The organism is Nonomuraea sp. NPDC050153 (assembly GCF_044460125.1).
GTDB lineage: Bacteria > Actinomycetota > Actinomycetes > Streptosporangiales > Streptosporangiaceae > Nonomuraea.
This window is the reverse complement of sequence record NZ_JBITJQ010000001.1, coordinates 478,036-492,092: the sequence shown is the minus strand read 5'-3', so window position 1 is coordinate 492,092 and position 14,057 is coordinate 478,036. Positions and strand designations below refer to the sequence as shown.

The following is a 14,057-nucleotide window of genomic DNA, read 5'->3' as shown; positions in this document are numbered from 1 at the left end:
GCGAACCTCACAGAGCCGGCGGAGGCGGTCCTGTCAGCATGGGGGGAAGCGGGGCGGGGCGGGCGTCGCGGACGCAGACGTACGTGACCGTGCCGACGGCCACGAGCTCGTCCCCGCGCCGCATCGTGAACCTCATCGTGATCGACGTGGTGCCGACCCTGGCCGGCGCGCTCTCCACGGCCAGCACGTCGCCGAGGCGGGCGGGCGCGTGGTGCTCGCACCCGCTCGCCTTGACCACCAGGTCGGCGCCCTCCCGCCGGAGCCGCTCGTAGCCCCCGCGGGCCCCGATCCAGTCGAGGAACGCGTCCTCGATGTACTCGTAGTACCGGGAGGCGTGCATCATGGCCTGCGCGTCGCAGTGCCTCGGCCGCACCGGGAGCCGGGAGATCACGACGGGGTCACCCGTCGTAGAAGGAGTCGAGGATCTTGCCGTGGCGCTCCTCGACGGCCCTGCGCTTGATCTTGAGGCTGGTCGTCAGCTCGCCCGTCTCGACCGTGAAGTCCTCGGCCAGGATGGCGAACTTCTTGATCGTGGCGTAGCTGGCCTGGTCCGCGTTGACCTGGTCGACGGCCCGGCCGACCTCCTCGCGCATGCGCGGATGCTCGCGCAGCGCCTCGGGGTCGGGCGGCAGCCCCTCGGCCTGAGCCCACGGCGTGACCACCTCCATGTCGAGCGTGACCAGCGCCGTGACGTAGTTGCGCCGGTCGCCGTGCACGAAGACGTGCGACGCGTACGGGCAGGCCGCCTTGATCCGGCCCTCCAGGTACGTCGGCGCGACGTACTTGCCGCCCGAGGTCTTGATCAGGTCCTTCTTGCGGTCGGTGATGCGCAGCCGGCCGGTCTCGTCGAGTTCGCCGATGTCGCCCGTGTGCAACCAGCCGTCCTCCAGCGCCACGGCCGTCTCCTCCGGCAGCCCGTGGTATCCGCGCATGATGCCGCGCCCGCCGATGAGGATCTCGCCGTCGTCGGCGATGCGGACCTCGGTGCCCGGCAGCGGCGGCCCGACCGTGCCGAACTTCACCGACTCCCGCAGGTTGAAGAAGCTGCCCGCCGACGACTCTGTCAGCCCGTACCCCTCAAGGATGGTCAGGCCCGCCGCGTCGAAGAACTCGGCGATGTCCCGCGAGAGCGGGGCGGCCCCGGAGACGAAGAAGCGGATCCGGCCGCCGAACCGGTCGCGGAGCTTGGCGAAGACCAGGCGGTCGGCCAGGGCGTACTCGATCCGGGTGGTGATCGGGAGGTCCGCCCCGCGCTGGCGGGCCCTGACGACCCGGATGCCGGTCCGCCGCGCCCAGTCGAAGATGCGCAGCTTGACCCCGCCCTCGCGGCGCACGGTGGCCACGACCGTGTTGTGGATCTTCTCGAAGATGCGCGGCGCGGCGGCCATGAACGTCGGCTTGAGCACGCCGAGGTTCTCGGCGATCTTGTCGAGGCGGCCGTCGATCGCGGTCGCCACGCCGGCCTCGATCATGACGACCTGCAGCAGCTTGCCGAACGAGTGCGACAGAGGCAACCACAGGAAGTGCAGGTCGGACTCGGACACCAGGCCGAGCTTGCGGACGGCCCCCGAGGCGTAGAGCCAGTTGTCGTGGGTCAGCTCCACGCCCTTGGGGCGGCCGGTGGTGCCGGAGGTGTAGATGAGGGTGGCCAGGTCGTCGTGGGCGATGGCGTCCACCATGGCGTCGTAGTCGCCCTCGCCGCTGAGAGAGCCGAGCGTGACCACCCAGCCGTCGTCGCTGGGCGTGCCGTCGACGACCACGACGTGGGTGACGTCGGACAGCTCCTCCCGGACGGATCTGATCTTGGCGACCTGCTCGTCGTTCTCGGCGATGACGATCGTGCTGCCGGAGTCGGTGATGACGAACGCCGACTCGGCCGCCGTGTTGGAGGGGTAGATCGTGGTCGTGGCCGCTCCGGTCGCCAGCACCGCGAGGTCGGCCAGGATCCATTCGTAGCGGGTCGAGCAGAGGATCGACACGCGCCTGCCGGGCCCCACGCCCAGCCCGGCCAGGCCCAGCGCCAGCTCGCGCACGCGTTCGCCCACCTCGCGCCACGACTGCGAGGTCCAGCCGTCGTCGGAGGGGAATCGGTACGCCTCAGCGTCGGGGGTCGCCGCGACCCGGTCGCGCAGCAGGGACGGAATGCTGGCCATGCCTGAACCTCCTGGACGGTGTTGAGGCCGACTCTAAGAGCAATCCCACCATTTGGGATAGACCAGCGCGCCGCAGCCGCGTGATCCCACGTTCCAGGCGCCTGCCGTCTCAGGGGCGCTTGAAGGCGGACAGGAGCCGGTCGGCCGCGAGCGAAGGGGTCAGCTCGCCGGCGAGGACCTCCCGCTCGACCTCTTCGGCGATGGCCGCCACCTCGGGGTCGTTGCGCAACTCGGCCAGCAGCCGGTCCCGCACCAGCGTCCATGTCCACCCGACCTGCTGCCCGCGGCGCTTGGCGGCCAGGTCGACCGACTCCTGGTGGGTCAGCACGTGCCGCCAGAGCTTGTCCAGCCCGTCGCCGGTGAGCCCGCTGCAGGTGAGCACCGGCGGCGGGGTCGAGTCGGAGCGGAGCATGCGCAGCGCGCCCGCCAGCTCCCGCGCGGCCTTCCTGGCGGGCAGTTCGTGCTCGCCGTCGGCCTTGTTGACCGCGATGACGTCTGCGAGCTCCAGCACGCCCTTCTTGATGCCCTGGAGCTGGTCGCCGGTGCGGGCCAGCGTGAGCAGCAGGAACGTGTCCACCATGTCGGCCACGGCGGTCTCCGACTGGCCCACGCCGACGGTCTCGACCAGGACGACGTCGAAGCCGGCCGCCTCCACGACGACCATGGCCTCCCTGGTCGCCTTGGTGACGCCGCCCAGGGTGCCGGAGGTGGGCGAGGGGCGGATGAAGGCGGCGGGATCGACCGACAGGCGGGCCATGCGGGTCTTGTCGCCGAGGATGCTGCCGCCCGTCCTGGTGGAGGAGGGGTCGACGGCCAGCACGGCCACCTTGTGGCCCTGCGCGGTCAGCATCGTCCCGAGCGCGTCGATGAACGTGGACTTCCCCACGCCGGGCACGCCGGAGATGCCGATCCTGCGGGCGTGGCCGGACAGCGGGGTGAGCTCGACGAGCAAGCGCTGTGCCAGGACGTTGTGGTCGGGCCTGGTCGACTCGACCAGCGTGATCGCGCGGGCGATCCACGTACGGGACCCGGCCCGTACGCCTTGGGCGTAGGCCTCCAGCGAATGCACCCCGCTTACCCCTTTCTTCCCAGTTGATCAGCTTAAGCTCTGACAAGTCTTGACTTTTGCCAGTAGGGTGCTGGAGTTCTAACCTCAGCCGTCACAGGAGTCACTCCCCTCATGCCCAACGTCGAACCCCTGCGCGAGGGCGACCCGGCAACGGTGGGGCCCTACCGGCTGGTCGGTCGGCTCGGCGCGGGCGGCCACGGTGTCGTCTACCTCGGCCAGGCTCGCAACGGGACCCCCGTCGCCGTCAAGGTGCTGCGCGAAGGGCTCGCCGTCGGCGACCGGCTCGCCACGGAGATCGCCGCCGCGCGCAAGGTCGAGCCGTTCTGTCTCGCGCAGGTGCTCGACGCCTCGACCAGCGGCAGGCCGTACGTCGTGTCCGAGTACGTGGACGGGCCCTCTCTCGAGCAGGTCGGCCGGCTCGGCGGGGCGGAGCTCCAGCGGCTGGCCGTGGCGACCGCGACCGCGCTGGACGCCATCCACCAGGCCGGCGTCGTCCACGGGGACTTCAAACCGGCGAACGTCCTGATCGGGCCCGACGGGCCGCGGGTCGTGGACTTCGGCATCGCCGGGGCGCTCGGCACCGGTGTGAAGGCGACCGGCTCCTTCGTCGGCACGCCCGCGTACATGGCGCCCGAGCAGCTCTCCGGGAAGGCGGCGGGGGCGGCGGCGGACGTGTTCGCGTGGGGGTCGGTGATGGTCTGCGCGGCCACGGGGGCGCCGCCGTTCGGGGACGACTCGCTGCCCGCGGTGATCAACCGCATCCTGCAGGACGAGCCGCGCATGGGCGAGCTGCGCGGGCCGGTACGCGAGATCCTGCTGGCCTGCCTGGCCAAGGACCCGGGCTCCCGCCCCGCCATGCGTGACGTGCTGCTGCGGCTGGCGGCGCCGTCCCGCCAGCAGACGGCCCCGTACCAGTCCCCGCCCCACCGGCCCGATCCGCCCCTGGAGTCCTGGCAGGACACGCCCGAGGCGACCCTCGATCAGGACACGCCGCCGCGCCGGGCCCGCCCCCAGGAGCCGGCGGCGGAGCAGCCCCTGGCCCCGCTGCCGCGCAGGAACGCGCGCCAGACTCACGGCGCCGACCCCCAGTCCCTGGGCCGGCCCGTGGCAGGGCGGCCGGTGGACCAGCCCACGGGCCAGCCGGTGGGACAGCCGGTGGGACAGGCCGCCCCGGCCGCGGACCACGGTCAGGGCCCGCACGTCGGCCAGGGCGCACCCGCGCACTTCGAGGGTCCGGCCGCACGCCAAAGCCCGGCCCCCCACTACGACCAGGGGCCCGTCGCGCATCACCAGGGTGCGACCGCGCAGCACGGCCAGGGGCCGGGGACATTCCCGATGGCGGCTCCGGTCGAGGCCCCGGCGGCCGCCGGGTTCCCGCACCACGCGCCCGCCGAGGCGCGGCCGGGTTTCCCTCCCGTGGAGGCGCCGGGGTACCCGCCCATGGAGGCGCAAGGGTTTCCGAACGCCGAAAGGCCGGGTGCCGAGCACGTGGCGCCCGAGCCGGCGGTGGCCCAGCACTCGGCCCTGGTCGACCTCCTCGTGCCGGGCGAGCCCGCCCCGCAGGCCCCGCCCGAGGCTCCCGCGCCGCCCCCGAGGCCCGGGCGGCGGCGGGTGAAGACCGTGCTCATCGCGGGCGTCGCGGGCGTGTCCGTGCTGGCGCTGGCCGGCGCCATCATGTGGCTCACCCCCACCACGCCCACCCCCAAGGCCAAGAACGTCGCCGACGCGTCCACCGCACCCACCACCGGAACGGCCACCACCCCCACGACCCGCCCGAAGCGCACGCGTACCCCCAGGCCCAGCCCACAGAACGACGGCACGCCGAGCAACGTCCCGACGGCGGACCCGACCACGGACCCGACCGGCGACGCCACGCCCGGCGTCGACCGGCTCAGGCTCGTCTACGTCCGCCCGGGCGGCGCCAGGAACGGCAACTGCTGGACGGGCGGCGAGGTCACGCTCCAGGCGCTGGTGCAGCGCACGGGCCAGCCGCTGAACTTCGCCTACACCTGGTACATCGACAACGCCGCCGTGGGCCGCTCGTCGGCGCTCATCACCGCGAACGGCCGGCGCGTCCTGACCTCGCCGCAGAACCTCCGGAGCACGGGCGGAGTCCATCGCGTCACGCTCCGGATCACGTCCCCGGTCGCGACGCAGCGGACGATCTCCGTGACGATGTGCGACCGCGGGACTTATTGACGGTTCCTCAGCTGGTCGAGCAGGTCGAGGGCGGCGTCGGCGATCACCGTGCCGGGCGGGAAGATCGCGGCCGCGCCCGCGGCCCGCAGCTCGTCGTGGTCGCCGGGCGGGATGACGCCGCCGACCACGATCATGATGTCGCCGGCGTCGAGGTCGGCCAGCGCCCGGCGCAGCGCGGGCACCAGCGTGAGGTGCCCGGCGGCCAGCGACGAGACGCCCACGATGTGCACGTCGGCCTCGACCGCCTGCCTGGCGACCTCCTCCGGCGTCTGGAACAGCGGGCCGACGTCCACGTCGAACCCGAGGTCGGCGAACGCGGTGGCGATCACCTTCTGGCCGCGGTCGTGCCCGTCCTGGCCCATCTTGGCGACCAGGATGCGCGGGCGGCGGCCCTCGGCCCGCTCGAAGTCGGCGCACGCCCGGCGGGCGCGCTCGATGCCGGCGGAGGGGCCTGACTCGTCGCGATACACCCCAGAGATGGTACGTACCTGCTCGGCGTGCCTGCCGAACGCCCGTTCCAGGGCGTCGGAGATCTCGCCCACGGTCGCCTTGGCCCTGGCGGCGTCCACGGCCAGCTTGAGCAGGTTGTGCTCCAGGCCCGGCGCGGGGTTGCCGGCGGCCTCGGTGAGCGCGTCGAGCGCGCGCCGCACGGCGCCGGGGTCGCGTTCGGCCTTGAGCCGGGCCAGCTTGTCGAGCTGCTGGGCGCGTACGGCGCTGTTGTCGACCTTGAGCACCTCGACGGCCTCGTCGCTCTCGGCGCGGTACTTGTTGACGCCGATCACGGGCTGGCGGCCCGAGTCGATGCGGGCCTGGGTGCGGGCGGCCGCCTCCTCGATGCGGAGCTTGGGCAGGCCCGCCTCGATGGCCCTGGCCATGCCGCCGGCGGCCTCGACCTCCTGGATGTGGGCCCAGGCGCGTTCGGCGAGGTCGTGGGTGAGGCGCTCGACGTAGTAGGAGCCGCCCCACGGGTCGATCACCTTGGTGGTGCCCGACTCCTGCTGGAGGAGGAGCTGGGTGTTGCGGGCGATGCGGGCGGAGAAGTCGGTGGGCAGCGCGAGCGCCTCGTCGAGGGCGTTGGTGTGCAGGGACTGGGTGTGCCCCTGGGTGGCGGCCATGGCCTCGACGCAGGTGCGGGCCACGTTGTTGAAGACGTCCTGCGCGGTGAGTGACCAGCCGGAGGTCTGGGAGTGGGTACGAAGGCTCAAAGATTTCGGATTTTTCGCGTTAAATCCGGAAACGAGGTTGGCCCACAGCAACCGCGCGGCCCTGAGCTTGGCGACTTCCATGAAGAAGTTCATGCCGATGCACCAGAAAAAGGACAGCCGCGGCGCGAACCGGTCGATGTCCATCCCGGCGGCGACCCCGGCCCGCAGGTATTCGACGCCGTCGGCGAGGGTGTAGGCCAGCTCCAGGTCGCACGTCGCGCCGGCCTCCTGGATGTGGTAGCCGGAAATGCTGATGGAGTTGAATTTCGGCATCTTCTCGCTCGTATAAGCGAAAATATCCGAAATAATCCGCATCGACGGCTTCGGGGGATAAATGTAGGTGTTGCGGACCATGAACTCTTTGAGGATGTCGTTCTGGATGGTCCCCGCGAGCTGCTCCGGCGCGACGCCCTGTTCCTCGGCGGCCACGATGTAAAGCGCGAGGACGGGCAGCACGGCGCCGTTCATGGTCATCGACACCGACATGCGGTCGAGCGGGATGCCGTCGAACAGCTGCCGCATGTCGTAGATGGAGTCGATCGCCACCCCGGCCATGCCCACGTCGCCGGCCACGCGCGGGTGGTCGGAGTCGTATCCACGGTGCGTGGCCAGGTCGAAGGCCACCGACAGGCCCTTCTGCCCGGCGGCGAGGTTGCGCCGGTAGAAGGCGTTGGAGTCCTCGGCCGTGGAGAAGCCCGCGTACTGGCGGACGGTCCAGGGCTGGTTGACGTACATGGTGGGGTACGGGCCGCGCAGGTAGGGGGCCACGCCCGGATACGTGCGCAGGAAGTCGAGCCCCTCGAGGTCGTGGGCCGTGTAGAGCGGCTTGACCCCGATGCCCTCCGGCGTCTCCCACACCTCACCCGCACGCGCCGGCGCCTCCGGCCCGTCCTTGGGCAGGGCGTTGAGCGGAATGTCGGAGAAGTCCGGGATCATCGCGTCACCTCCAGGTCGTCGAAGGTCTGGCGGAGCACGGCCAGCGCGTCGCAGCCCGCGAAGAGGTTTCCGTCCACGCCTTCGTACTCCCCCTTCCCCGCCAGCCAGACTTTCCTCGCCCCCGCCTTGCGCAGTGCGGTGGCGACGGCGGCGGCGTGCTGGGCGTACAGCTTGTCGGTCGAGCACAGGCAGGCGGTGGACGCGCCGCTCATGGCGAACGCGGTGGCGATCTGCTCGGGATCGGCCCCGGGACCGGCGGTCTCGGTGTCCAGCCCGCCCGCCTGGAACAGGTTGGCGGCGAACGCGGCCCGCGCGGTGTGGGCGGCCACGGGCCCGATGGTGGCCAGGAAGACCGTGGGCCGTTCGGGCTGCGCGTCGGCCAGGTCGCGCAGGGCCTCGAACTCCTCGGCGTACCGGACCCGGGGCAGGCCGCCCGTCTCGGGGGCGGCCTGCGCGGGCGTGGGCGGGCGCACCGGCTTCTCGTGCACGTTCGGGAACTCGCTCACGCCCGTGATGGGGAGGCGGCGGTGGGCGACGTCGTCGGCGCGGCGGGCGCGGGTGGCGGCGATCCGGTCCGACACCAGCCCGGCGGCCCGCGCGATCCCGCCCGCCGCCTCGATCTCCTGGAACCAGGCCCACGCGCGTTCGGCGAGGTCGGCGGTGCGGCGCTCGACGTACCAGGAGCCCCCGGCGGGGTCGATGACGCGGCCGAGCCCCGACTCCTCCAGCAGCAGCGCCTGGGTGTTGCGGGCGATGCGCCGCGAGAAGGCGTCCGGCAGCCCGAGGCAGGCGTCGAACGGCTGCACCGTGACCGCCGCCGCGCCGCCGACTCCGGCGGCGAAGCAGGCCAGGGTGGTGCGCAGCATGTTCACCCACGGGTCGCGGGCGGTCATCATCGCCGAGCTGGTCACCGCGTGCTGCCGCTGGCCTCCCTGCCCGGCGGCCCCTCCGGCGGCGGCGCCGCACACCTCGGCGACCCTGGCCCACAGTCGGCGGGCCGCGCGCAGCTTGGCGATGGTGGCGAACTGGTCGGCGGTGGCGGCGTACCGGAACTCGATTTGCCCTAGCGCTTGCTCGACAGACAGCCCGCCGCCGGTGAGCGCCCGCAGCTCGGCGACGCCCTGGGCGATCGAGCAGCCCAGCTCCTCGGCGTCGCTGCCGCCGGCGTCGTGGTAGGGGGTCGCGTCGACGGTGACCGCCCTGAGCCCGGGGAACCCGTCGACGCAGCGCCGGGCCAGCTCCAGCCCGGGCCCCGTGACGGCGGAGGCGCCCAGGTTGCCCAGCACCGCGCCGCCGCGCCCGAACAGGACCTCGGCGGCCTCGCGCGCCTGATCCCCGGCCTCCAGCACGACCGGCGCCAGGTCGAGGTAGACGTCCTTGAGGACGGCGCCCAGCGCGTCCACCGGGATCGCGCCGTCACCGACCACGAGCCACAGCGACGTGACCCCGTTCTCCAGGTCGGCCAGGACCGCCTCGGGGTCGGCCACGGCGTGCCGCTGGCGCACCTCCCAGCCGGGGGTGCCGCGGGCTCCGCGCACGTACGGCGCCTCCCCGGGCAGCCCGGGGTCGCCGGGCAGGTCGTCCAGGTCGTAGAGGGGCGAGATCGTCACTCCGTCGTAGGTGGCGGTGGACAGCGCCTCCTCCGGCGCCTCCGTCTCGATGCCCGATTTACGGAGGACCTCGACCGCCAGCGCCCGCCAGCCGTCTCGCGAGATGGACTCGAACCCCGTGGCCAGTTCCATGGTCGGATACTAGGCGGAGCTTCGAAAGCGCGGTAACCCCGGGTCCGGGCTCGGGGTGTCGCCACCCTGGCTTCAGGGACCCGGGGCCTCCAGACCAGCCAACCCTGGCTTCAGGACCCCGGGGCCTCCCAGGCCAGCCGCCACGTCAGGGGACCCACGATCCCGTCGTCCTCGATGCCCTGCCGGCGCTGGAACGTGCGGCACACCTCGCGCGACCCGGCGCCGTACGCCCCGTCCACGGCCAGGTCGAAGCCGCGCTTCTTCATCCGCGCCTGCCAGGTCCGCACGTCCTCGCCGTGCATGACCGGCGGATACTTCAGCAGCCGGCCGGGGAACGGCGGCGCGGACGGCACCGTGGGCGGGGTCCCGCCGCCCGGGCGTGGCGCGCCCCGCCGGATCCAGGCGTAGAGCGGGTCGCCGGGACAGTCGGTCGAGTAGCCGTCGCGGTGCCCCTTGATCTCCTTGCCCGCGCGGCCCTTGTCGCGCAGGTACTGGATCGCGTCCAGGATCGCGTGCAGCACCCCGTCGGGCGGCTGGACGAGCCCCGCGTCGCCCACGAGCCCCAGCACGGCGTAGTGGCCGGCGTTGAGCCCCGGGCCGTTGGCGGCGGGCAGGTGATGCAGTCCCCGTCCCTCGAACACCTTCCGGTGCGGGCAGGCGACCACGGTGTTGCCGGTGAAGTAGACCGTGCCGTCCCTGCGGGCCAGCCAGCTCTGGTTCTCGGTCCTGGGACACCAGATCCGGCCGCGGTAGATCTCTTTCCGGACGCTCAAGGCCGGCCGGGGCACGAGGGACTGCTGCCGCCGGATCGTGGTCACCCACAGGCCCGTCTCGGGCACGCGCCGCATGGTCGCCCCCGCCCCCGACAGCAGCGCGGCGAACATGAACGCCTCCGCCGCCGCCCGGTCCCCGCGTTCGAGCCGGTCACGCCCGGCGTCGCCCGCCGTCAGGGCGGTCTCCAGGAACAGGGCGAGCTGGGCCCGGGACAGTGACAGGAGGAATTCGAACCTCGGCACCCCGCCCGGCGCCACCTCGGCCAGCCGCCGTCCCGTGGCGGCCGGGAGCCGGAACTCGACGAGGTCGCCCTCTACCCTCTCGCTCCACCCAGGCACCCCGTGGAGCACCGCGCGGATGCGCATGAGAGGCGCGTGGTCCCGCCGCGGCCGGTGGATCGCGGCGCCGTTCGAGGCGCCTCCGGCCGAGAACCACGCGACCAGCTCCACGAAGGCGTCCGACCACTTCGGCTCGGCCGGCAGGTCGGCGCAGGGCGCCGCGACCGGAATGCGGTCCGGGTGCGCGATGGTCTCGGTGGTCACCCACCGGCGCTCCACGCCTCCCGCCGCATGGCGCTCCACGGGCCAGCGGTGATGGGGAGTGGTCAGGGAGGAGTGGGCGGGCCCCTCCATCCGGATCATCTCCCGCTCCTGCGCGGGGAACACGCACACTTCGAGCACAGGCTGCCACTCCGACAGGCCCGTGCGGTGATCGAGCGTGAGCGCGACGTCGCCCTCGCGCAGCTCCCGATACGACTTCCACCCTTGCCGGGTGAGGATCTCGGTCTCCTCATCGACGCAGTAGCCGATGTCGATCCAGCCGTTGTCGTCCATGTGGAACGCCTGGATCGACCGCACCAGGGCGACGCAGCCGCTGTGGTCCGAGACGATGCCGGGGTCGACCCTGCCGCCTGTGTAGTGGACCTTCACTCCCTTGGTGGAGTCAAGCTGCGTGTAGTCGCCGCGCGGCGGGCGGGCGTTCCAGTCTTTGCGTAACACCAGGTCGATGGCCACGGTGAGCTCCGAGTGTCGCTGTCGAGACCACCGAGCGTAACTCGGAGCATGCGGACGGGTCCTGAAGTTGGATGATTTGGGCTACGGCCTGATCACCCTTTTGTCCGTGACGATCGCCGTGATGAGATCGTGCGGCGTCACGTCGAACGCCGGGTTCAGGGCCTGCGTCCCCTCGGGCGCCACCCGTACGCCCCGGACGGTCACGATCTCGTCCGCCCCTCTGTCCTCGATCTGGATCTGCTCGCCGGTGGGGGTGCTCTGGTCGATCGTCGACTCGGGCGCGACCACCACGAACGGCACCCCGGCACGCTCCGCGCCGAGCGCGAGGGCGTACGAGCCGATCTTGTTGGCGGTGTCGCCGTTGGCGGCGATGCGGTCGGCGCCGATGAGCACCGCGTCCACCTCGCCCTTGGCCAGCAGGTACGGCCCCGCCGAGTCGGCGATGAGCCGGTGCGGCGCGCCCATCCTGGCCAGCTCCCAGGTGGTGAGCCGGGCGCCCTGCAGCAGCGGGCGGGTCTCCAGCGCGAGCACCTCGGCCAGGCGCCCGCGCTCGTGGAGCGTCTGGACGACGCCGAGCGCGGTGCCGCGTTCGACGGCGGCCAGCCCGCCGGTGTTGCACACGGTCATGATCCGCAGCCGGTCGCCTTCGAGCAGGTCGGCCCCGCGCTCCCCCATGGCCACGCAGGCGGCGATGTCGTCGTCGCGCACGCGCAGCGCGGCCGCGAGCACGGACTCGTGGCCGTCACGCAGGTGGGCGGCGGCCTGGTCGACGCCCCACGCGAGGTTGACGGCGGTGGGCCGGGCGGCGCGGAGCCTGGCGATCTGCGTGGGGTCGCCGTCGGCCAGCACCACGCCGAGCGCCCCCGCCACGCCGAGCGCGGGCGCGCCGCGCACGGCCAGCCGCCGGATGGCGTCCACCAGTTCGTCCACAGTGCGGACGCGCAGCGTCACGCACTTGTCGGGCAGCAATGTCTGGTCGACGAGCTCGACGGCGCCGTCCACCCAGTCAATGGTCCTCACAGGGCAAACTGTACGTTTTCAGCGCTCGGCCAGGACGATCACCGAGTCCCCCTTGTTCAGGACGACGGGCACGGACTTGTCCGGGTTGAGGACGATGCCGTAGTGGGGCGGGTCGTTGCGCGCCAGGGCGTTGCGGTAGCCGATGGCGGTCTCGCCCTTGCGCCTGGCCGACTCCACGACCGTGGAGAAGTGCACCTGCGTCCCCGTCTTCACGTAGGAGTCGGCGGGCCTGGGGTAGATCTCCGAGCCGCGCGAGTCGAACAGGTAGCCGAACACGTCCGCCAGGTGCCGGTTCTCGGCGAGCTGGGCCAGCAGCAGGCCGATGACGGTGTCGCTGATCACGATGTCGTCGGCCTCGGTCACCTCGGCCAGGGCCCGGTTGCTCTCCTCGTGCATCTCGCTGACGATCGAGTAGTGCTCGCCGAGCGCGCTCTGCATGTCGCGCAGCTGGAGCAGCGTCATGAGCGTGCGCGTGTCGGAGTGGTGGCCGGCATAGCGGTCGTCCGACAGCACGATGACGTGCTGGAAGAGGCCGACGCCGAGCGACTCCAGCGCGTACCTGTCGGTGGTGTCGCAGTCCTTGACGTTCACGGTGAGGTTGCGCAGGCCCGCCAGGCCGGTGCCGGCCTTGGGGTGGTCGGCGGCGACCTCCAACACCGAGCCGGGGGCCACGTAGCCGTCGAGGTAGCGGACGATCTGCTCGGCCCGGCCGTTCCAGTTGAGCAGGAGCGTGCGCTCGGGCTCGGTGGGCGGCGCCCCCGACTCGACGATGGCCGCCTCGTCCAGGGACGGCTTGCCGGCGGCCAGGCGGACGTGGGAGTCGTCATGGGCGATGACGATGACCTCGTCGTCGGCGTTGACGACGGTGTCCGTGGGCGGGTTCAGCACGACGCCGGTCGGCCGGCGCAGGCCGATGACCGAGGCGGTCTGGTACGCGTGCAGCGCCTCGCCGTACGTCATCCCGACGAGCTTCCTGGGCGTGCGCAGGTAGATCTCGCCGCCGTCGAAGTTCAGCAGGTCCATGCAGACGACGGACATGCCGGACTGCCGCGAGGACTGCACGATGAGCCGGGAGGCGGTGTCGTCGGAGTCGACGAGGTGCACGTCCTTCCCGCCGGCCAGGCGGGCGGCGGCGATGTTGCGGCTGGAGGCGAGCGCGGCGACCACCGGCGGGTGGACGCCGCGGCGCTTGGCCAGCGCGAGCAGGATCTTGATGACGTGCGCGTCCGGGTCCTCGCCCTCGGGCGAGAGCACGACGACGGAGCGGGCGCTGGCCAGGTTCATCAGCGCGAGGTCGCGCGGCTCCGTGGGCCGCCCCGTGCGGCAGACCAGCCGGGTCCGGCCGAGGTCGCCGACATGCTCGCGGACGGCCTCCTCCATGTCGAGCTTGTCGTGCTCGGCGAGCACCGCGATGACCGAGCGCTTCTGGCTGGCTTGGGCCTTGACCAGCTCGGCCACGATCGTGAACACCTGGTCCGACCAGCCGAGCACCACGGTGTGACCGGACTCGACGATCCGCGAGCGCCCCCTGCGCAGGCGGTCCACCTTCTGCTTGAGCCCGTTGGACAGCAGGCCGACGAGGATGCTCACGATGAACAGGCCGCCGAGCGATCCGGCGAACATGACCGTCAGATACGCGACGGAGCCCTTGTCGCTGGCGATCTTGAGAGGGGACAGCGCGTGCATGAGAGAGATCCAGAGCACCTCCCCCGCGTCGCTCACGCCCTCGGGCTCACCTGGCGCGAGCCAGAGAGTCAGCGCCGTCACCACCACGACGAGCCCCACCGAGACGACCGCCAGCCAGCCAATGAGCGAGGCGGTGCCCTTGGACATGGTGTTGTCGAACCAGTAACGCGCCCGCTCACGGAACGTAACCTTCGACACTTTCCCCGATACCTCCGCGTATGGAGTGATTTGATCCAACGGTCCAAGGTACCGGTGGATCT

9 protein-coding genes are annotated in these 14,057 nt (G+C 72.1%); 1 reads left to right on the top strand and 8 read right to left on the bottom strand.

The window, feature by feature from the left end:
• Window positions 1–7 precede the first annotated feature (7 nt).
• The 3 genes from ACIBQ1_RS02345 to meaB all read right to left on the bottom strand — a co-directional run bounded on the left by ACIBQ1_RS02345 (window position 8) and on the right by meaB (window position 3,222).
• Window positions 8–391, bottom strand: a complete 384-nt coding sequence (locus tag ACIBQ1_RS02345) for an acyl-CoA thioesterase (RefSeq protein ID WP_397274119.1) — start codon at window positions 389–391, stop codon at window positions 8–10.
• 7 nt (window positions 392–398) lie between these two features.
• Complete coding sequence (locus tag ACIBQ1_RS02340; protein ID WP_397274118.1) at window positions 399–2,153, bottom strand: AMP-dependent synthetase/ligase; 1,755 nt, start codon at window positions 2,151–2,153, stop codon at window positions 399–401.
• Window positions 2,154–2,262: 109 nt separating this feature from the next.
• Window positions 2,263–3,222 (bottom strand): methylmalonyl Co-A mutase-associated GTPase MeaB, encoded by a 960-nt coding sequence (meaB, locus tag ACIBQ1_RS02335; RefSeq protein ID WP_397274117.1) that lies wholly within the window; start codon window positions 3,220–3,222, stop codon window positions 2,263–2,265.
• Between the two features lie 111 nt (window positions 3,223–3,333).
• Here meaB and ACIBQ1_RS02330 point away from each other — a divergent pair, with 111 nt between their 5' ends.
• Window positions 3,334–5,421, top strand: coding sequence for a serine/threonine protein kinase (locus tag ACIBQ1_RS02330; RefSeq protein ID WP_397274116.1), 2,088 nt, complete (start codon window positions 3,334–3,336; stop codon window positions 5,419–5,421).
• Here ACIBQ1_RS02330 and scpA read toward each other — a convergent pair.
• From scpA to ACIBQ1_RS02305, 5 genes are all read right to left on the bottom strand, one after another.
• Window positions 5,415–7,562: a methylmalonyl-CoA mutase gene (gene scpA / locus ACIBQ1_RS02325; RefSeq protein WP_397274115.1), complete on the bottom strand. Its 2,148-nt coding sequence runs from the start codon at window positions 7,560–7,562 to the stop codon at window positions 5,415–5,417. The genes ACIBQ1_RS02330 and scpA overlap by 7 nt on opposite strands.
• Window positions 7,559–9,304: a methylmalonyl-CoA mutase family protein gene (locus ACIBQ1_RS02320; RefSeq protein ID WP_397274114.1), complete on the bottom strand. Its 1,746-nt coding sequence runs from the start codon at window positions 9,302–9,304 to the stop codon at window positions 7,559–7,561. Before ACIBQ1_RS02320 ends, scpA begins: the two co-directional genes overlap by 4 nt.
• A 110-nt stretch (window positions 9,305–9,414) precedes the next feature.
• The gene (locus tag ACIBQ1_RS02315) at window positions 9,415–11,091 is read right to left on the bottom strand and encodes a peptidoglycan-binding protein (protein ID WP_397274113.1); all 1,677 of its coding nucleotides are present in this window, start codon (window positions 11,089–11,091) and stop codon (window positions 9,415–9,417) included.
• Window positions 11,092–11,172: 81 nt separating this feature from the next.
• The gene (gene mtnA / locus ACIBQ1_RS02310) at window positions 11,173–12,111 is read right to left on the bottom strand and encodes an S-methyl-5-thioribose-1-phosphate isomerase (protein WP_397274112.1); all 939 of its coding nucleotides are present in this window, start codon (window positions 12,109–12,111) and stop codon (window positions 11,173–11,175) included.
• A gap of 18 nt (window positions 12,112–12,129) precedes the next feature.
• Window positions 12,130–13,995, bottom strand: a complete 1,866-nt coding sequence (locus tag ACIBQ1_RS02305) for a potassium transporter TrkA (protein WP_397274111.1) — start codon at window positions 13,993–13,995, stop codon at window positions 12,130–12,132.
• Between the last annotated feature and the right edge of the window lie 62 nt (window positions 13,996–14,057).

Coding starts and splice junctions, on each gene's coding strand:
- ACIBQ1_RS02340 (WP_397274118.1), bottom strand. CDS start 2,153: ATGGCCAGCATTCCGTCCCTGCTGCGCGACCGGGTCGCGGCGACCCCC.
- ACIBQ1_RS02330 (WP_397274116.1), top strand. CDS start 3,334: ATGCCCAACGTCGAACCCCTGCGCGAGGGCGACCCGGCAACGGTGGGG.
- scpA (WP_397274115.1), bottom strand. CDS start 7,562: ATGATCCCGGACTTCTCCGACATTCCGCTCAACGCCCTGCCCAAGGAC.
- ACIBQ1_RS02320 (WP_397274114.1), bottom strand. CDS start 9,304: ATGGAACTGGCCACGGGGTTCGAGTCCATCTCGCGAGACGGCTGGCGG.